General features: G+C 51.4%; 17 protein-coding genes. 4 read left to right on the forward strand and 13 right to left on the reverse strand.

The genetic code is table 11. The annotated features are described in order from the left end of the window. Positions 1 to 7: 7 nt before the first annotated feature. From fliJ to ACMXD4_RS16130, 8 genes are read right to left on the reverse strand one after another with little or no spacing between them, the layout of a single operon-like run. Positions 8 to 460 carry a flagellar export protein FliJ gene (gene fliJ / locus ACMXD4_RS16095; protein WP_415878750.1) on the reverse strand — a complete coding sequence of 151 codons (453 nt, stop codon included), beginning with the start codon at positions 458 to 460 and terminating at the stop codon, positions 8 to 10. Then, positions 460 to 1,809, reverse strand: a complete 1,350-nt coding sequence (gene fliI, locus ACMXD4_RS16100; RefSeq protein WP_033157338.1) for a flagellar protein export ATPase FliI — start codon at positions 1,807 to 1,809, stop codon at positions 460 to 462. The genes fliJ and fliI overlap by 1 nt, the downstream gene beginning before the upstream one ends. Continuing rightward, positions 1,806 to 2,510, reverse strand: a complete 705-nt coding sequence (locus tag ACMXD4_RS16105) for a flagellar assembly protein FliH (protein ID WP_033157337.1) — start codon at positions 2,508 to 2,510, stop codon at positions 1,806 to 1,808. The genes fliI and ACMXD4_RS16105 overlap by 4 nt, the downstream gene beginning before the upstream one ends. After that, positions 2,497 to 3,507, reverse strand: coding sequence for a flagellar motor switch protein FliG (fliG, locus tag ACMXD4_RS16110; protein WP_033157336.1), 1,011 nt, complete (start codon positions 3,505 to 3,507; stop codon positions 2,497 to 2,499). The genes ACMXD4_RS16105 and fliG overlap by 14 nt, the downstream gene beginning before the upstream one ends. Next, a complete protein-coding gene (gene fliF / locus ACMXD4_RS16115) occupies positions 3,500 to 5,251 on the reverse strand; it encodes a flagellar basal-body MS-ring/collar protein FliF (RefSeq protein WP_192394099.1) in 1,752 nt (583 codons plus the stop codon). Before fliF ends, fliG begins: the two co-directional genes overlap by 8 nt. Before the next feature lie 17 nt (positions 5,252 to 5,268). Further along, the gene (gene fliE, locus ACMXD4_RS16120) at positions 5,269 to 5,580 is read right to left on the reverse strand and encodes a flagellar hook-basal body complex protein FliE (protein WP_033157335.1); all 312 of its coding nucleotides are present in this window, start codon (positions 5,578 to 5,580) and stop codon (positions 5,269 to 5,271) included. Positions 5,581 to 5,635: 55 nt separating this feature from the next. Beyond that, positions 5,636 to 7,018, reverse strand: a complete 1,383-nt coding sequence (locus ACMXD4_RS16125; RefSeq protein ID WP_171697678.1) for a sigma-54-dependent transcriptional regulator — start codon at positions 7,016 to 7,018, stop codon at positions 5,636 to 5,638. Further along, a complete protein-coding gene (locus tag ACMXD4_RS16130; RefSeq protein ID WP_171694691.1) occupies positions 7,005 to 8,210 on the reverse strand; it encodes a sensor histidine kinase in 1,206 nt (401 codons plus the stop codon). The genes ACMXD4_RS16125 and ACMXD4_RS16130 overlap by 14 nt, the downstream gene beginning before the upstream one ends. A gap of 207 nt (positions 8,211 to 8,417) precedes the next feature. On the opposite strand from ACMXD4_RS16130, the gene prsT reads away from it, so the two are divergent. Together prsT and xdp1 are read left to right on the forward strand one after the other, a co-directional pair. Beyond that, on the forward strand, positions 8,418 to 11,219 hold the full coding sequence (gene prsT, locus ACMXD4_RS16135) for an XrtA/PEP-CTERM system TPR-repeat protein PrsT (protein ID WP_171694690.1): 2,802 nt from the start codon (positions 8,418 to 8,420) through the stop codon (positions 11,217 to 11,219). Between the two features lie 234 nt (positions 11,220 to 11,453). After that, complete coding sequence (gene xdp1, locus ACMXD4_RS16140; RefSeq protein WP_084153326.1) at positions 11,454 to 12,212, forward strand: exosortase-dependent surface protein XDP1; 759 nt, start codon at positions 11,454 to 11,456, stop codon at positions 12,210 to 12,212. A gap of 74 nt (positions 12,213 to 12,286) precedes the next feature. On the opposite strand, the gene argC is transcribed toward xdp1, so the two are convergent. Next, a complete protein-coding gene (gene argC / locus ACMXD4_RS16145) occupies positions 12,287 to 13,315 on the reverse strand; it encodes an N-acetyl-gamma-glutamyl-phosphate reductase (protein WP_171694689.1) in 1,029 nt (342 codons plus the stop codon). A 78-nt stretch (positions 13,316 to 13,393) separates the two neighbouring features. Here argC and ACMXD4_RS16150 point away from each other — a divergent pair, with 78 nt between their 5' ends. Both ACMXD4_RS16150 and ACMXD4_RS16155 read left to right on the forward strand, forming a co-directional pair. After that, positions 13,394 to 14,371, forward strand: a complete 978-nt coding sequence (locus ACMXD4_RS16150) for an NAD(P)H-quinone oxidoreductase (RefSeq protein ID WP_171694688.1) — start codon at positions 13,394 to 13,396, stop codon at positions 14,369 to 14,371. Between the two features lie 2 nt (positions 14,372 to 14,373). After that, positions 14,374 to 15,219: a sulfurtransferase gene (locus ACMXD4_RS16155; protein WP_415878751.1), complete on the forward strand. Its 846-nt coding sequence runs from the start codon at positions 14,374 to 14,376 to the stop codon at positions 15,217 to 15,219. Positions 15,220 to 15,323: 104 nt separating this feature from the next. Here ACMXD4_RS16155 and ACMXD4_RS16160 read toward each other — a convergent pair whose 3' ends face one another. The 4 genes from ACMXD4_RS16160 to hflK all read right to left on the reverse strand — a co-directional run bounded on the left by ACMXD4_RS16160 (position 15,324) and on the right by hflK (position 19,978). Beyond that, positions 15,324 to 16,619 (reverse strand): adenylosuccinate synthase, encoded by a 1,296-nt coding sequence (locus tag ACMXD4_RS16160; protein WP_033157327.1) that lies wholly within the window; start codon positions 16,617 to 16,619, stop codon positions 15,324 to 15,326. A 42-nt stretch (positions 16,620 to 16,661) separates the two neighbouring features. Then, positions 16,662 to 17,858: an ATP phosphoribosyltransferase regulatory subunit gene (locus ACMXD4_RS16165; RefSeq protein WP_415878752.1), complete on the reverse strand. Its 1,197-nt coding sequence runs from the start codon at positions 17,856 to 17,858 to the stop codon at positions 16,662 to 16,664. Between the two features lie 70 nt (positions 17,859 to 17,928). Continuing rightward, a complete protein-coding gene (gene hflC, locus ACMXD4_RS16170; protein ID WP_033157325.1) occupies positions 17,929 to 18,783 on the reverse strand; it encodes a protease modulator HflC in 855 nt (284 codons plus the stop codon). A 1-nt stretch (position 18,784) separates the two neighbouring features. Further along, a complete protein-coding gene (gene hflK, locus ACMXD4_RS16175; RefSeq protein ID WP_033157324.1) occupies positions 18,785 to 19,978 on the reverse strand; it encodes an FtsH protease activity modulator HflK in 1,194 nt (397 codons plus the stop codon). Positions 19,979 to 20,019: the final 41 nt, after the last annotated feature.

Here is a 20,019-nt window from a genome sequence, read left to right on the forward strand (position 1 = left end):
TATTTAATCAAGCACTTCCCGTGCCATCCTTGCGTCCTGATCGCGCCGCCCGGTCATCTTGCTCGGCCTGCTCGCGCTTTTGTTCGACTTTCATTTCTTCAATCAAAGCCAGCTCACTGACTTTTTGCAAACTTTTGGTACGTTGATGCGCCTCTTCCCAGCGCTTACGGGCCCGCTGCACCTCGCGCTCATGGTTGCTTACCGTCTGCTGCTGGCTTTCAATAGCCTGATCGAGCTTATCGGCAAAAGCCCTGAATTCCATCAACTGACTGATGTTGATCCCCGCCTGCTGTCTGACGGCGAACTTACCTAAATAATCCAAACGGTAACTTTGTAAATTTTCCAGCTGGGCCTGCTGCTCTTGGAGTTTTTGCTGACAGATACCCAAAGCCTGCAAAGCGTCATGTTCCTGACGCGCATGTAAGTCGATAATGATTTTCAGTCGTTGCGACTTTTTCATCAGCTCGCCAACAATTGCGCCAACTCACTCAGACTCCGGCTCAAGTCCACCGATTCGTCCATGCTTTGTTGTAGAAAATCCATGATCGCCGGATTTTTTTCTATCGCTTTGTCGATGCGCGGATCGGCTCCCGGCCGATAAGCACCGACGCTAATCAAATCCTTGTTCTGTTGATAGATGGAATACAAACGCCGCAAATCGCGCGCCATTTGCAGATGTTCCGGTTCTATGATGTCCGGCATCACCCGGCTGATCGAGGCTTCAATATCGATTGCCGGATAGTGCCCCGACTCCGCCAACGAGCGCGACAGCACCACATGGCCGTCCAGCACCCCCCGCGCCGCATCGGCAATCGGATCGTTGGTATCGTCGCCTTCCGCCAATACCGTATAAAACGCGGTAATCGAACCGCCGCCTTCGTCGCCGTTTCCGGCACGCTCCACCAACTGCGGTAATTTCGCAAACACCGAGGGTGGATAGCCCTTGGTCGCCGGCGGCTCGTCTATCGCCAAAGCGATTTCCCGATAAGCCTGGGCGTAACGAGTCAAAGAGTCCATCAGCAACAACACGTCCAGGCCCTGGTCACGAAAATACTCGGCAATACTGGTCGCCAGCAAGGCGCCGTGCACCCGCATCAGCGGCGAGTCGTCAGCCGGCGAGGCGACCACCACGGCTCTGCGCAAACCTTCTTCGCCAAGAATTTTCAACACAAATTCGTTGACCTCCCTGCCCCGCTCGCCGACCAATCCCACCACGACCACATCGGCATTGGTAAACTTGGTCATCATCCCCAACAACACGCTTTTACCCACGCCGGTGCCGGCAAACAAGCCCATGCGCTGTCCACGGCCGACGCTGAGAATGGCGTTGATCGCCCGCACACCAACATCCAACGCCTCGCGGATCGGTTTGCGGCTGAGTGGATTGATGGTAACGCCGGATAAAGAGACCTTGGCATCGGTATCCAGCGGCCCCTTACTATCCAAGGGCTTGCCGGCACCGTCTAGCACCCGGCCCAATAAACCAAAACCGACGCTGGCCAGACTGTTCTTGCCCATGGGAATGACACGGCAGCCCGGTTCCAGGCCGTGCGTATCGCCGGTCGGCATCAAAAATAAGCGGGATCCGCCAAAACCGACGACCTCAGCCGTGATGATCTTGCCGGATTTGGTAATTACTTGACACAATGAACCGATTGCCGCCCGGCAACCTTCCGCTTCCAGGGTTAAGCCCACCATCCGCGACAATTTGCCTTCGACCACCAATTCCAGCGGGTCCGCAGCCAATCTTTCCCGATACGGCTGCAAGCGCGCCAGCCACAAGTCGGAACGGTCGGCACTGGGAATCATCGCCCAAAATCCTCACGCCGCTCGCCGCCCAATACGGTGGCGATCACGGCGGCTACCCGGCTTTCGACGCTGGCATCGATTCTGGACATTTCGGTTTCAACGGTGCAGCCGCCACGGCTCAACAAGGGATTTTCCTGTAAGCGCCAAGGCGGCATATTTTCATCGAGTTTTAACGCAGTACGCACCAAGGCCGCATCTTCGGGGTGCAAGTTGACGGTGACCTTCTGAGATGCCAGCGGCAAAGCATTGATCGCCTCCCTGACTACGCCGACGATCTCGCCGGGTTCTAACTTCAACTCCCGGCGAATCAATTGACTGGCAATCGCGATGGTTAATTTCACCAACTCCTGCTCGACCGACTCGTCGAGTTGTTTGAAGGGCTCGCTGAGCGCCTCCAGTAAATTGGCGAACTCGGCCGCCTGCTTTTGCAGCAAATGCACGCTTTCTTCATAGCCTTGTTTGCGCCCTGCTTCAAAACCTTCCTTTTGCCCGTCCGCATAACCTTGCTGCTTACCTTGTTCGAAGGCTTCTGCGTAGGCCTGCTTTTGAATTTCTTCAATCTGTTCCGCGGTCAAAACCTGGGTTACTTCCTCCAATTCGACGGCTTCGGAACGCGGGTTGCTGAAATCCTGCAGATTGGTCCAGCGATCCAGAGCCTGTAATTCAGACTCGGAAAACTTATTGCCCTTAGACGAACTCATCGCCACCGCCACCGCCACCCAAAGCTATTTCACCCGCATCGGACAAGCGTTTGGCTATCGCCAGAATATCTTTTTGCGCGGCCTCCACTTCGCTTAAGCGTGCAGGCGGTGCAGCTTCCAAGTCGTCACGCAACATTTCCGCCGCGCGTCTGGACATATTGGCAAACACTTTGTCGCGTAAACCGGTTTCCACGCCGCGCAGAGCCAACAGCAGCTGATCGGTGGACACTTCGCGCAACAGGGTTTGAATACCGCGATCATCGACATTGATCAAATCGCCGAACACAAACATTTTATCCTGGATGCGTTGGCCCAAATCGGCGTTGGCTTCGTTGATGTCTTGCATCATCGGATCGCTGATACCGCTTTCGATAAAGTTAAGGATATTGGCCGCCGCGTCGATACCGCCGATTTGCGAGGATTTGACGCCGTCGCTGCCGGTCAACTGTTTCTCCATGATGTCGTCCAACTCGCGCAAAGCGGCGGGCTGCACACCTTCTAAAGTAGCGATGCGCATCAAAATATCCGAACGCATGTTTTGCGGCAATAAGGTCAGTACGTCGGCGGCCTGATCGGCATCCAGCAACGACAAAATTATGGAAATGATTTGCGGATGTTCCAGACGAATCAAATCGGCGATGGACCGAGTATCCATCCATTTCAGCTGTTCGATACCCTTGCTGTTGGCGCCCAACAAAATCCGGTCGATGATGCTGCCGGCTTTATCCGCACCCAGCGCGTTGGTCAGCATGTTGCGGATGTATTCGTCGGAGTCCAGCCCCAGACCCGTTTCGTTTTTGATTTCGATGATGAATTCTTCCAGCACTTCATCAACCATGCCCGAGCTAATCGGTCCAAGCTGCGCCATGTTCGAACCGATCAATTGCACTTCTTTCGGTCCCATATGCCGCAATACCGAGGCTGCTCTATCCTGCCCCACCGCCAATAACAGCAGCGAAGCCCGTTGCGCATGCGTTAATTTCTCTTGCTCAGCCATCGTCTTTCAACCAGGTTTTGATCACTTGCGCGACCAATTTAGGATCTTCGTCTATGAGTTTTTGCACATATTCCAAACGTTTTTCATAGCTTTGCGGCGCTTCGAGTAACAATAAATCCTCCACGCCAGTGGTGATGGTGCGCACTTCGCCTGTTTCTTCATCCACCGACACCGCCACAGCCACCGGCTTGCCGGTCTCGTCGAAACGCACCACACCACCCGTCGCTTCCGCGATTGCTTTGGCTTGCTCAAGGGCTTCTAACTGTTCTTCCTTCGCCACCAAAGTGCGCAGGCCGGGACGCAATACCCCCATGATCAGCAACACCACCACAGCAACGGCGGCCAATTGTTTCAGCGCGCTGGCAAACCAGGGTTGTTGCCAGATGGGTTCGGAAGGGACTTCTTCCAGCGCATCGGGCAATCTAAACGCGACATTGGTGACAGTTACCTGATCGCCGCGGCTGTTATCATAACCCACTGCCTGTTTGACCAAGTCGCGAAGTTGATTCAGATCTTCTTGCGAGTAAGCCACTAAGGTCGCTTTACCGTCGGCTTGCACTACTTTTTTATCGTCAACGACAACCGCCACCGACAAGCGTCTTAAAGCACCTGTGGCCAGTCTAGTATGGGTAATGGTTTTATCCAGTTCGTAATTACGGGTCGCGGTTTTGTTGGACGAGCCGGAACCGGATTCTGCGGCGGCTTGTTTTTCCTGGCCGCTAGCAACTTCCGGCGCGGTGCCCGTGGGTGGGGGTTGATTGGATAAAGCGCCGGGCACACCTTGCACTTTGGATAAGGAGTTATTTTCTTCCTGAGTTTGCTCGCTACGCAAAGCTGGCAAATCCGGGTTAAACATTTCTTGGGTTTTTTCGGTGACGGTGAAATCGACGTCCGCAGAAATTTGCGCCCGCATGCCGTCGCCGCCTACCAGTGGCGTCAGGATGTTTTCGATCCGGCCACGCAGATGCTCTTCTATATTTTTCTTGTATTCGAACTGCTTGCTGGACAAGGACATGTCTTCGCCGCCTTCCTTGCTGTTCAACAAGCGGCCTTTCTGATCCACGACCGTCACCTGACTGGCTTCCATCAATGGCACGCTGGAAGCGACCAAATGCACAATAGATTCGATTTGCTCTTTTTCCAGGGTGCGGCCTTGATAGAGCTCTACGACCACCGAGGCGCTGGGCTTTTTGCGTTCCCGGACAAATACCGATTGCACCGGAATAGCCAGCAGCACTTTTGCGGATTTGACGTTTTGAATGGTTTGAATCGTCAGGGCAATTTCGCCTTCCAGTGCGCGTTGAAAACGCATTTGCTCGACATTTTTGCTGGCGCCGAAGCCATTGTCCTTATCCAGCAATTCATAGCCCAAGCTGGCACTGCGCGGCAAGCCTTGCGCGGCCAATTTTAATTTCAGCTCCCGGATATTGTCGGCTGGCACCATGATCGCGCCGGAGCCGGTTTCGACCTTGTAATCGACATTTAACTTGGTCAATGCATCGAGAATTTCCGCAGAATCTTTTTCCGCCACGCCGGAAAACAGTAAATCGTAAGACGGGGCCTGCGACCACAACACCACCGCCACGCCTATTGCCACGCTGAGCGCCAAACCCAGCATCAGACCCAGCTGGCGCACCATCGGCATTTTGCTCAGGCTTTTCAAAGCAGGGTGCATTTTGTCGGCGTTTGCCATACTTGATTGGGTATGGGCCTCCATCGGTAGATTTCTGTCTAGTTCGCTCATGGCTTATCTTCCGCTGCCTACATTGACATGCCCATCACGTCCTTATAAGCATCCACCAGTTTGTTACGCACCTGGAGCATAGCCTGAAAAGAAACGCTGGCTTTTTGCGAGGCAATCATCACTTCCGCCAAGCTGACGTCGCTCTGACCCATCTCAAAGGATTTAGCCAAACCGCTGGCGGTTTGCTGAGTGTTATTCACTGCGTCGATGGATTGTTTCAACATGGCGGCAAAATCGCCGGAGGTGTCGCTAGGCTGTGGCTTGGCACCGGCCTCTATGGACATTGCCCGCATCTGGGCGAGCACTTGGTTAACATTCATATCTGACATGATAATGACTCTTTTAGGTTGCCTTGCTTAGCATAAGCATTTTTCAAGCCAAGATTTAACCTGGTACCATCACTCCCGCTTCTTTCATTCGGGCAATTTTATAACGCAAGGTGCGCGGACTGATCCCCAGCTTGGCGGCTGTGGTTTTCCGGCTGCCGCTGACGTCGCGTAACATTTGCAAAATGATTTTTTCCTCAGCCGAACGCACGCCGTCGCCCAAGCTGCCGAGCTCGAAAGGGCTATTCTCGCCGTCGGTTTGCCGCGATTCTACGGCAAGACTTTGCACAGCAGCGGGCAAACTCGGCAAAACCAACATATCTTCCTCAAAAATCAGGTCGTCGGCGCCAATTTGATGCCGGCTTTGCAGGATCAAGGCCCGCTGCACCACGTTTTCCAACTCTCTGACATTACCCGGCCAACTGTATTCAGACAACTTGATCATGGCCGCCTCGTCAAAGCCGCCGACCGCTTTCCCAGCCGGACTATGCTTGTGCAACAACTCCAGCGCCAGCGGCAAAATATCGCCCGTCCGTTCCCGGAGTGGCGGAATTTTGAGTGGAAATACGCTCAAGCGGAAATATAGATCTTCGCGAAACCGGCCGTCCTGCACATACTCTTTTAATTTGCGATTGGTAGTCGCCAAAATTCTGACGTTCAGCGCGATTTTGCGATGGCTACCCAGGCGTTCAACCTCTTTTTCCTGCAACACCCGCAGCAATTTGGCTTGCAGCGAAATATCCATCTCGGAAATCTCGTCCAGTAATAAGGTGCCGCCCTGCGCCAGCTCGAACTTGCCGGGCGCCGATTGAATCGCACCGGTAAATGCGCCTTTTTCATAACCGAACAACATCGCTTCCAGCATGTTTTCCGGAATCGCCGCGCAATTAATAGCCTCGAACGGGCCGGCATGATAATGCGAGTTGCGATGAACGTAACGGGCCAGCACTTCCTTACCGGTACCGCTCTCGCCTTCCAGCAACATGGTCACGTCGGTTTTGGCTACCTTACTGGCCAGTGCATAAAGCTTTTTCATACTCTCGTCAGCCACCACCCGCTCGTTAACCACTGGAGCTTGCCGCGTAATCAACGACGCCACCTTATCGACCAACATCCCGGCTTCGAACGGTTTGATCAGATAGTCGGCCGCACCGGACTGCATAGCTTCCACCGCTTTGGGAATGGTGCCGTAAGCCGTCATCAGCAACACCGGTAACTGTTCGAACTTTTGCTGAATATTCTGTAAGAGCTGAAAACCGTCCATCACCGGCATTTGTACGTCGCTGACTACTAGCCGGACCGGATGCTTGGCTAATTGGCTCAAAGCCTCGATACCGTGTTTAGCTGAGATGACCCGATAGCCTTCGATTTCCAAGGTATCACATAGGGCCTCGCATAAAGCCACGTCGTCTTCAACGATAAGTACATCATACTGTTTCATCATTTTGCTCCATTTTGGCATGACCGACGGATAAGCCGAGGGTGTATTGACTGACACAGGGCAGACTCAAACTAAAACTCGTCCCCAGCCCCGGCGTCGAACGGCATATGACACTGCCGCCATGGGCGCGTGCCACACTGTCCACCACCGCCAACCCCAAGCCGGTGCCATTGGATTTGGTGGTGTAGAACGGTTCGAATAATTTAGTTTGCTGGGCTTGGGCTATACCGGGCCCATCATCCGTCACCTTGATGTCGATACAACCTAAATCGCTGCGCCGGACCGTTAATGCAATGTTGCGCGCACCCGCCTCGGCCGCGTTATTGATTAAATTCAGTAGCGCCCCTCGCAGCGCATCCTCATTGCCAAGTAACTGATCGGTGCTGATGCGGTTTTCGATGCTAAATTCGCCGGCAAAACTATCGGCCGCTTCGGCAAGATGCGCCAGTAGCCGCCGCAATGAAAAGCTTTGCATGGCCATTCGACCCTGTTTAGCAAAAATCAACATGTCGTTCACTTGGCGCTCCAGGTGATGCAGACGCTCTAAAATTTTCTCGGAGAACTGTTGGCGCTTTTCGTCGCTTATCGCGGGTTTGCTCATTTGCGACGCATACAAAATCGCTGTCGCCAACGGTGTGCGCACCTGATGCGCCAGACCGGCCACCATTTCGCCCATTGCGCTCAATTGCTTGTGCTGCGCCAGCGTGTCTTGCAAGGAACGCAATTCGCTGACATCCGATAACAAAATAATTTGCTCGTTATCGTTACCCAAGGAACTGTGGGTTATATTGACTTTACGTCCGTCTCGGAGCTGTCGTTCATGCGGCGATTCGAACACCGGTTGCAGACTGCGCGCAGCCACACTCGACCATAATTGGCCCAGCAAAGGTTCACCCAAAAAATCCACGGAATGAACATTGCAATCGATGATTAAACCGTGCGAATTAAGCACAACCACTGCCGCCGGCAAGGCTGCCAGAATTTGTTGCAAGCGGCTGGCGAGCTTTTCCTTCTCAATCAGCGTATTTAAACGCTCGCTACGGGCAGCCTGTAACTCCCGATTGAGCTTGGCCACTTGCTCTTCCAAACCTTGGTAAGAATGCGCCAGATTTTCTGAAAGTTCGTTAAATATCCGGAATGCATCGGTCAAGCGCTCGGTTTTTTGTTGTTGATGCAGCTCTAAAGTACCCATATTTAGTCGCCTAATTGATTGTCTAGACGCTAAAAGCAAAATTTAGACCATTTAAATTTACATTTAAAATCATATTCTTAAATGCGACCAGTCAAGTTTTTGACGACAAGAAGCCGGCTGTTAGTTCCGGACTGGTGGCGAGTTGGCTTTGCGACTATGCTATGTGCACACTTGAGCAACTCCATCTTCGTTATGCGCAAAAATCCGATGAAATCCCATTTCCCACTCAATAAACTACTGCTGATTCTGGCGCTCAACCCCGTACAGATAAGCTTTGCCGACGACATCCAGGCCGGCAAGTTTTACGAAGAGGCGTTACAGTCCTACAGAAATCAGAACAATGCCGAAGCGATCATCCAGTTAAAGAATGCGCTACAGCAAAATGAAAGATATGTTTCGGCTCACATGCTGCTTGGCGAAATTTACTTGCAACAGAAATCGTTGACGGAAGCAGAAGTCCAACTTGGCTTAGCCAAACAATTAGGCGCGGACCCATCTTTAATTGCGGAAAACCTGGCCAAGCTCTATACCTACCAAATCCGTTACAACGACCTACTGAAGGAAATCGATCCGGCGCAGTTCAATAGCGGTTTGCGTCCGGTTTTGCATGTTTACCGCGGTAACGCATACCTGCAACTCAATCTAATCAGCGAAGCCCTGAATGAATTCGACATTGCCTTGCAAATTGCTCCCAATCAGGTGAACGCCACAATCGGGCGCGCGAATGCCCTGTTAAAGCGTGGCGACATTAAAGGCGCCGATCAAGCTGCCGAGAAAGCCATACAAATCCAAGCCAGCGATGCCGGCGTTTGGTATACAAAAGGCTCGATCAAGCATGCCAACATGGAACTGGATGAAGCTTTAAAATTTTACGACAAAGCAATTGAGCTCAACCCCGATCACGTAGACACACGGCTTGCCAGAGCAGGCCTGTTAATGGACTTGAAGCAAGATGATCGTGCACGGCAAGATTTGGAATATGTGCGCCGGGCTTATCCATTTGAACCGAAAGCCGCCTATCTACATGCGGTTTTACTCGAACGCAATAACCAGAAAGAAGCGGCGACCAAAGAATTGGAAGTGGCGGCCGACATCATCACCGGCATAAAACCGGAATATTTATCGGCACATGGTCCGACTTTAATGCTCTCCGGCTTGGTTAACTACAGCCTGCAACGATACGACTTGGCAGCGGAGTATTTGCGTCTGTACGTTAAGCAATACCCGGAACAATCAGGCACGTATAAATTGTTGGCCACCATACTTTTAGAAAAAAACGAACCCGAGCAAGCTATTGATCTGCTCCGCCCGGTGCAAATCCGCAATCCCCAGGATCAGCGCCTGGCATTTTTATTGGGAAGTGCTTTCATGAAGGCCGGCAAACACGATATGGCCAATAATATGTTTGGAAAAGCCGCTGCTTTAGGGAATGACAGTGGCAGCCTACAAGCCGAAATAGGCCTTAACCGATTAGCAATGGGCCAGGAGCAGGCAGCAGTTCAAGACCTTGAAGTGGCATTCAAAAAAAATCCGGATGCGGTCAAGGCCGGTATTCCTCTCGTGGCACTTTACATGAGCCGTGGCGAACCGGAAAAAGCGTTGAAAACCGCACAAGCCCTGCATGAAAAAGCGTCGAAAAACTTTACACTACTAAATTTACTGGGGACCGCTCAAGTCAATACCGGGCAATACAAGCTGGCCCGGCAAAGTTTCGAGAAGGCGATTGAACTGAACCCCAATTTTCTCGACGCGCAAATTAACCTAAGTAAACTGGACGTCGGCGAGAACAAACTTGATCAAGCCAGACAGCGCCTGCAAACCTTGCAGCAGAATCATCCGGGCGACATCGATATTCTTATCGAGTTGGCCAAAGTCGAACAAAGTGCCGGACGCTATGAGCTAGCCAATGACTGGCTGGCAAAAGCGAAGATGGTTGATCAAAAATCATTACCGACTCTTTTGGCTTTGGTTGAGTTGAATCTGAAGATGGGCAAAGCTGCTGAGGCTAATGCCGCCGCACAAGCAGCTGAAGTGATCGACAAGAACAACCCCCAGGTTATGGACGCCCTGGCTCGAAGTTACTTGGCTAATAACAATAAGGACAAAGCCTTAGGTGTATTTATCCGCATGGCTGACCAAGCCCGGTTTAATGTCAAACAACTTTACAAAGCGGCTCGTTATCAAATAGATGCAGGCGATTATTTTGAAGCCATAAAGACCTTGAAAAAAGCCGTTTTGGTCGACGAAAATCATATACCTTCGCAAATTGCCTTGGTGGAAATGGAACTGCTCCATGGGAAACCGGTATTTGCATTGAGCCGCGCAGAAAGCCTGTTAAAACAATATCCCAAACGCGCCTTTCCCCACCGACTATTGGGAAACATCGCCGATCATGACAAAAACCTTAGTTTGGCCAACAGCCATTACCAAGCGGCTTTCGAGCTGGAGCCGGATACAGCTTCATTGATGCTGCTTTATGAAAATTTGAAAAAAATCGATCAGGCGGACAAAGCCTACAATTTACTGGATCAGTGGGTCAAAAAGCATCCTCAAGACCAGCTACCGATGGCAGCCTTTGCAAACGAATTACTGAAAAACGGAAAGTTTAAAGAGGCGGAAAAGTACTACGTCGAGCTATTGAAACAATTCCCCAACGAACCGCAGTTCCTGAACAACCTTGCTTATGTATATCTCAATAACGGCAACAGCAAAGCCTTGTCGATTGCCGAACAGGCCCATAAATTGGCCCCTGACCAACCGGCAACGAACGACACCTTGGGCTGGATTCTGGTTAACACGGGACAAATAGAACAGGGGCTTCATTACTTACGAAATGCACACTCACTACTCTCGCAAGATTCTGAGATACGCTACCATATCGCAGTTGCCCTCAATCAGTTGCAACGCCAGGAAGAGGCTAAGCAAGAATTACAAGAAGCGCTAAAAGGCGAAGCTATTTTCAATGGCCGCGAACAAGCCAAAGCACTGCTTGAAAAGCTGAGCAGATAGTCGATTTTTCAAAACATGTCGTAATTTTTTACACCATGCGTAATCGCCGACTTATTTTATTCACAAAAAAACAATTAACGCATTGTATTAGAATAATAATTTTTACTATGGCCCAATAAGTGCTCAGATATAAACAGACCGTAAAACTTTGTTCATGACCAATAGTACAATGGTTATTTCCAGGCCGACGAAGACAATACCGGAAGGTAAAATTTCAAAAATTGCGAGGACATTATGACCCCAAAACTCTTGGCTATAGCAACTCTGCTGCTGGCCCCGTGGTCGGTTAACGCCACCATATGGACTATAAACGGTACTAGTTCAGTGACACCGACGGGCATTCAAAGTATGGCTGCATACTCAGTTGGGACTACAAGCACTTCAACTTTTTCAGCAGCCACACTGGCTTGGTACGGTAGTGCTAACGGCCTGGGTGTATTAAGCGGCTCGGAGACGACAAATAGCTACCCAGACCATGCGGTTGATAACAACGGCAGAATCGAAGCGGTGCTATTTCGGTTTGATGGCAGCACGATTTTAGACAAACTAACTGTCGGTTGGCCGGATACCACAGCCTACGACTCAGATATATCGGTTCTCAGGTACACCGGCGCAGTACCGGCTACCGGTGCGCTCACTGGCGCAGCAGATATTTCCGGAAAAAGTATTTCCGGTCTTCTTAGCAACAGCTGGGAATTCGTAGGTAGTTACAATACCGTTGGCGACGTGGCTGAAGACATCAACCCAAACAGCCTGTCTTCAAGTCTTTGGCTGATTAGCGCGTACAGCAGCAGATGGGGTTCCGGCTTGGGAGACTCTAACGTCGACAACAGCAACGACTACTTCAAGCTCACCAAGCTTGAAGGCACAGCAGGAACGCCAGGCGGTGGCGGCGGTGCAGGCAGCGTGCCGGAACCAACCAGCCTGTTGTTACTGGCTGGCGGCATGCTGGGCTGGAGAATGAATCGCAAAAGCCAAGCCTTGGCCGCATAAGCGCACAGAAGCTCTAAATAAAAAACCGTCTTCCAGACCAAACTGGAAGACGGTTTTTTTATGCACCACACATATTAAGGATATAAAGCAACCGTCTCTAAAGACAGATACTCGGGCAGCCCGAACATCAGATTCATATTTTGCACCGCCTGCCCCGACGCGCCTTTCACCAAGTTATCAATCACAGACAAAATCACTACCGTATCACCGCCTTGCGGTTGATGCACGGCAATTTGACAGCGATTACTGCCGCGCACGTTGCGAGTGTCGGCATGACTGCCGCTTGGCAACACATCGACAAATCTTTCATCGCGATACTTCTCTTCAAACAAACTTTGCAAATCCAACTTCCTATTTAAACGCCCATACAGCGTGGCGTGAATACCGCGTATCATCGGCGTCAGATGCGGCACGAAAGTTAAACCAACTGCCTGTTTGGCGACATTTTGCAAACCCTGCCTGATTTCCGGCAAATGTCTGTGCCCGGAGACTGCGTAAGCCTTAAAACTCTCACCTGCCTCACTCATCAACGAAGAAATTTCCGCCTTGCGCCCCGCACCACTGACACCGGATTTCACATCGGCGATCAAATACTGCTCATCAATCGCTCCGACCTCCAATAACGGCAAAAATCCCAATTGCACGGCAGTCGGATAGCACCCAGGGCATGCGATCAAGCGCGCCTGCTTAATCTGCTCCCGATTGACTTCCGGCAAACCATAGACCGCTTCGGCAATGAGATCCGGGCTCGCATGTTGCATGCCATACCATTTCTCCCATTCCTGCCGGTCTTTGATTCTGAAATCGGCGGATAAGTCGATGACTTTGATACCAAGTTCCATCAATGCCTCAGCCATCAGCATCGCAGTACCGTTTGGCGTTGCGAAAAACACCACATCGCAGTCTTTTAACTTATCCAGCTCCGGCAGGCTAAATGTCACATCACAGCAACCCCGTAGACTCGGATACAACTGATCCACTCGCATTCCGGCATCCGCGCGCGAAGTCACCACACTCACTTCGACCTGGGGATGCAATACCAAAATTCTTAATAATTCGACGCCGGTATACCCGGTGCCGCCGACGATGCCTGCACGTATCATGAATGCTCTCGTTGAAAAAATACTGTTAGTCAAATGCGGCGCATATAATACGCTACTCTCTCCGCAAAGCTTAACACCATGCGTGCCATCGAGATTTATCGCTCCGCTGAGTTGACCGATTTAATCGTCGCCGATCAGGCTCTACCCTCACCCGCCCCACATCAAGTATTGATAAAAGTCGTTGCCGCCGGGGTAAACCGCCCAGACCTGATGCAGCGCAAAGGTCTGTATCCCCCGCCACCTGACGCATCCCCGGTTCTAGGCCTGGAAGTAGCCGGCACTATCGCTGAACTCGGCAGCCAAGTAAAACATCTCAACATTGGGGACCCTGTGTGCGCATTGCTGACCGGCGGCGGTTATGCGGAATATTGCCTGGCAAGCGCCTGTTGCTGCATGCCAATACCTCAAGGCTTCAGTTTTATTCAGGCCGCCGCGCTGCCGGAAACTTTTTTTACCGTGTGGAGCAACCTATTTGATCGCGCGAAACTGCAAGCCGGCGAAAGTTTATTAGTTCATGGGGGGACCAGTGGTATCGGTACCAGCGCGATTCAACTCGGTAAAGTCTTCGGTAGCCAAGTGATTGTGACGGCCGGCAGCGATGACAAATGCCAGTTTTGTCGAGAGCTCGGCGCGGACCTGAGCATCAATTATCGGCAGCAGGACTTTGTCGAAGCCGTTATGCATCACACTGGCGGCAAAGGCGTTAATGTCGTTTTAGATATGATCGGCGGCGACTACTTGCCCCGTAACTTGAAATGCCTGACTATCGACGGCCGACTCCAACAGATTGCCATCCAAAACGGCGGCAAGAGCGAAATCAATCTGGCATCCGTATTGATGAAGCGCCTGACCATCGCCGGCACCACCTTGCGTCCCCGCGACGACAACTTCAAGGCTAAAATAGCCCAACAACTTTTTGCAAAGGTTTGGCCGCTACTGGAATCCGGCCAAATCAAACCTATCATCGATTCGGTTTTTCCACTAGCTAGGGCATCGCAAGCCCACGAGCGCATGGAAAGCAACCAACATATCGGTAAAATTATTTTGGAGGTTTAAACATGTCCTACACCACACTGGTTTCCACAGACACTCTGGCTGCTAATTTGGACAACCCGGATTGGCGAATATTCGACTGCCGTTTCTCGCTCGCCGATGTGACAGCCGGCTATAAATCCTATCGACAAGGCCATATCCCCGGTGCGCGCTATGCTGATTTAAACCAGGATTTGTCTTCGCCAGTGCGATCCTATACCGGCCGCCACCCATTACCGGACTTTACATTATTAGGCAAAAAGCTAGGCGATTGGGGCATCAACAACCGCAGCCAAATCGTGGTGTACGACGATGCCGGTGGCGCGTTTGCCGGGCGGATGTGGTGGCTGCTGCGCACCATGGGCCATACTCAAGTCGCGGTGCTGAATGGCGGATTTACACGCTGGCAAAAGCGAGATTTTCCGGTCACTACCGTGCTTCCAAACATTACCGCCAGCCAATTCCGCGTCTATCTGGACAACAAACAATGGCTGGATGCCGATCAAGTGGCAAACGGTTTGGCGACACGAAAATTCACCTTGATAGATGCCAGAACACCTGAACGCTTCCATGGTCGACAAGAGCCTATAGACCCAGTAGCCGGCCATGTACCCAAAGCGCGAAATAGGCCCTTGCAAACCAATCTGGACAAATCGGGATTATTTTTACCCGCCGATCAGTTACACCAGCAATTTAGCGCGCTAGTAGCCCCTTATCCAGCCGAGCAAGTAGTACACATGTGCGGATCGGGTGTGACCGCCTGTCACAACCTGTTAGCGATGGAAATTGCAGGACTAAAGGGTTCTAAACTTTACGCCGGCTCATGGAGCGACTGGATTACTAACCGGAATAGAGCTGTCGCTAGAGATTGACCCCAGCATAAACCGAAACAGCGGTGCTGTATTTTCTGAACGATTAAAACTGTAAAGACGCTGAATATATTCAGCGTCTTAAAGGCAGGTTTATTGCTTAAGCGTTAAGCCTGGAACGGATTTTCCAAGACTATGGTTTCGTTCCTGTCCGGGCCCGTAGACAAGATCGTGACTTTTACACCGACCAGTTGTTCCAACCTAGCAATATAGGCTTTGGCATTTTCCGGCAATTGCGCAAAATCAGTAACGCCAGCAGTCGTACCTGTCCAACCCGGCATTTCCTCAATAACGGCTTCACACGCCGCATATTGATCAGCACCTAGCGGGGCGGTCTCAGTCATTTCACCGTTAATCTTGTAAGCGGTGCAGATACCGATTTTATCCAGGCCATCCAGCACATCGAGCTTGGTCAAGCAGATACCGCTCAAGCTATTTAATTGCGCCGATTTACGCATGGACACCGCGTCGAACCAGCCGCAACGGCGTTTACGACCCGTGGTAGCGCCAAACTCGTGGCCTTTCACGCCCAGATGCTCGCCGTAATGATCCAGCAATTCGGTGGGGAACGGGCCGTTACCGACGCGAGTGGAATAGGCTTTAGTAATACCCAACACATAATCAAGCGCCAAAGGCCCTACTCCAGTACCGGTAGCCGCACCGCCCGCCGTGGTATTGGATGAAGTGACGTAGGGATAAGTACCGTGGTCTATATCAAGAAGTGCGCCTTGCGCGCCTTCGAACAGCACGTTTTCGCCTTGGTTTTGATAGCTGTAGATAGCCTCGCCAACGTCGGTCAGCATCGGCTTGATGATCTCGCCCAAACGCAAGGTATTGGCTAATACCTCGTCGTAATTGACCGGTTCGGCATGATAATAATTAATCAGCATGAAGTTGTGGTAGTCGATCAGCTCTTTTAAGCGCGATGCAAATTCCTCGCTATTACGCAAATCGCCCGCTCGCAAGCCGCGTCTGGCCACCTTGTCTTCGTAAGCCGGACCGATACCGCGGCCAGTCGTGCCGATGGCCTTGCTGCCTCTAGCCTTCTCACGAGCCTGATCGATAGCGACGTGTATCGGTAAAATCAAGGCGCAGGCTTCGCTGATCTGCAACCTATGCCGGACCGGTACGCCGGATTTTTCCAAAATCTCGATTTCCTTCAATAACGCTTCCGGGCACAGCACGACGCCATTGCCTATCATGCATTGCACGCCTTCCCGCAATACACCGGACGGAATCAGATGCAACACGGTTTTTTCGCCGTTAATCACCAAGGTGTGACCGGCATTGTGGCCGCCTTGAAAGCGCACCACCGCAGCAGCTTGTTCGGTTAAAAGATCGACCAGCTTACCTTTACCTTCATCGCCCCATTGCGTGCCGATAACAACAACATTCTTTCCCATATTTCTAACCTTAAACTAGTGGTTTAACGACAGCTTATTGATCTAACGACAGCTTATTGATTTAACAATCCAGCGTTGATTGTGTTTTTCTAAAATAGCATTGCAGCCCTGCTGTTCAGCGCCGCCCTGTTGTTCCGGCAGATGTTGAATCACTGCCACGCCTTGCGCACGTAAATCTCTAATAGCTTCCCGCAAATCAGCATCTTCCGCAAAAGGGGCAAACACCACCTGCGCTGCTTCGTCATCGACTTTATACATGCCCGCCAATACTTTTAAATCTGCACTAAAACCAGTAGCGGCTCGCGCTCGGCCGAATACTTCACCGATATTATCGTAGCGGCCGCCGCGGGCAATTTCCTTGCCCAAAGCAGGCACGAAAGCGGCGAATACCATGCCGGTATGATAGTGATACCCCCGTAACTCGGCCAAATCGAAGCTCACCGTCAATGCCGGAAAATCTCGGCGTAATTTATCGGCTATACCCTGTAAATCTGCCAAAGCGCAGGCAATCTGATCGGCACCGGCAAAACCGGTCAATAAGGCTTTAGCTTTATCAAGTACATCCCGACCGCCATTCAGTTTAGGTAAAGCACTGAAGACGTCTTTATAGCGCGCGTCTATATTAAACTCGGCAAGCAATTCAGCCAGTTCGGTTCTGGCCTTACGCTGCAGAACATCGAACAATTCAGCTTCCTGTTGCGGATCAAGACCGGCATGTTCAGCCAAAGCTCGGTAAATAGCCACATGCCCTAAATCCAGATGCACGTTTTGCAAACCGCTAATCGCCAGCATTTCCAACATCAACTGGATGACTTCGTAATCGCTTTCCAGACCGGCATGCCCGTAAAGTTCAGCACCAATTTGCATCGGGCTACGGCTTTTTTCCAGGGGATCGCCCAAAGTGTGCAGCACGGTACCGGCATAGCATAAGCGAGTTGGACCGTCGTGCTGGAAGTGATGAGCATCGATTCTAGCCACTTGCGGCGTCATATCCGCGCGCACCCCCAACATTTCGCCGCTCAATTGATCGGTCAGCTTAAACGTCTGTAAATCCAGGTCATGTCCTGAACCGATCAGTAAGGAGTGGAGAAAGTCCACAAACGGCGGAATAACCAACTGGTAACCCCAGCAGGCGAAAGTATCCAAAAGCTTTCTGCGCAACTTCTCCAGATGCGCGGCTTGTTCCGGCAATACTTCGCTAATTCCTTCCGGCAATAGCCAGGTGTCTTTTTTTTGCATTTTGTCTGTCTCAAACACAGCAAACGCCCCGCGTGGCGGGGCGTTTGACTATACGTAACTCAAATGGAGATTATTTCTGATTCTTGAAATATTTGAAGAAGTCGGAATTCGGTTCCAGCACCATGATGTTGCCGGATTTGCCCAGGCTTTCTTTGTACGCTATCAGGCTGCGATAAAACGCAAAGAAATCGCTGTCTTCACTGTATGCTTTAGCGAAAATATCCGCAGCTTTAGCGTCGCCTTCACCTCGCATCACTTCAGAATCGCGATATGCGTTAGCCAAAATGATCTCCCGCTGCTTATCCGCATCGGCGCGAATCCGCTCGGCGGCTTCCGAACCTTGCGAACGGAACTCCCGAGCAACCCGCGCCCGTTCGGCTTCCATCCTTTGATAAACCGAGGTACTCACTTCAGCCGGCAAATCAATGCGCTTGACTTGTACATCGACAATGGTAATGCCCAGTTTCGCGGCATGTGGCGACACATTGGTAATCAGCGCATCGCGGATCGCACTGCGATCAGTAGAAACCAATTGTTTGATCTCGCGTTTACTGAACTCGCTGCGTGCCGAATCTTTGATGATTTGATCGAGACGAATATTAGCCTGGTTCACATCACCGGCAACGGTGGTGTAAAAGGTCTTGACATCACCTATCCGCCATTTGACAAACGAATCAACGATAACATTTTTCTTTTCCGCCGTTAAAAAGCGCTCCGGCGTGGAATCCATGGTCAGAATGCGCGCTTCGAACTTTTTAACATTATTGATAAACGGCAGTTTAAAGTGCATGCCCGGTTGGAAATCGGCACCGACAATCTCGCCTAATTGAAACTTAATTACCCGCTCGGTTTCTGCCACGGTAAATACCGACATCGAGAGCAAGATGACTACTGCGCCAACGGCGACTAAAATCTTATTTCCCATCTTAGCGTCCTCTCACATCGCGTTCACGGCTTGACGTGCGCACATCGGTTTTAATTTCTTTCACAGGTTGGGGGCTTAAAGAAACCGGCTCGTGGCTGACTACGGGGGCCGGGGCGGCATCTTCAGCAGCCTTATTCGCCAACTTTTCCAACGGCAGATACATAATGTTATTACCGCCTTTCACATCCACCAGCACGTTGTTGGAACGGCCCAGGACCAATTCCATTGCTTCGATATACATCCGCTGCTTGGTTACCGCCGGTGCTTTTTTGTATTCGGCCAGCAATTGCGAGAAGCGGCTGACATCACCGTTTGCGCGGGCAATCACTTTTTCTTTGTAGGCTTCAGATTCCTGCACGATACGTGAAGCGGCACCACGGGCTTTGGGCACTACGTCGTTAGAATAGGCTTCAGCTTCGTTGATCAAGCGCTGCTTGTCTTCCCGCGCCTTGATGGCATCTTCAAAGGAACCTTGTACTTGTTCAGGTGGCTGCGCGTCCTGCAAGTTGACGCTGGTGATCAAAATACCGGTTTTGTAGGCATCCATGACCGCTTGAATTTCTGACTTAACCGCCAAAACAATGTCGCTACGGCCTTCGGTCAGCACAAAATCCATATCGCTACGGCCAATCACACCGCGCTGCACGCTTTCGGTGACTTGTTTCAGCGTTGAGGCTGGGTCGAGTACGTTAAACGCATAGTCCTTGGCATCTTTGACTTGGTATTGGACGGCTAAACGGACGTCGACGATATTTTCGTCTTTAGTCAGCATCATCGCTTCCTTAGGCACTGAACCCATACCTTGCCCGCCACCAGAACGGTAACCCACTTCGATAAAGCGTTGTTGCTCGACATTGATGACCGCCACTTGCTCAATAGGCGACGGGATATGCCAGTTCAGACCCGGCTGTGTCGTGTTGACGTAGGCACCGAAGCGAGTCACCACGCCGCGCGTACCTTCGTCGACGGTATAGAACCCGCTCAAACCCCATAGAACGATTGCACCGGCAGCCAGCAAACCGACACCTTTCATCGACGGGCCGTTGCCGATACCACCTTTAGAACCGCCACCGAAAATACCGCCCAGCTTGTCCTGTAGCGAACGAATTACCTCGTCCAAATCGGGTGGATCATTCTTATCATTACGACCACTCCAGGGGTCTTTTTTACCACCGCCGGGTTCATTCCAAGACATACCAAACACTCCAAAGATTGGATTTGAAAACTCTAAAGCTA

The organism is Methylomonas sp. TEB (assembly GCF_047777895.1).
Lineage (GTDB): Bacteria > Pseudomonadota > Gammaproteobacteria > Methylococcales > Methylomonadaceae > Methylomonas.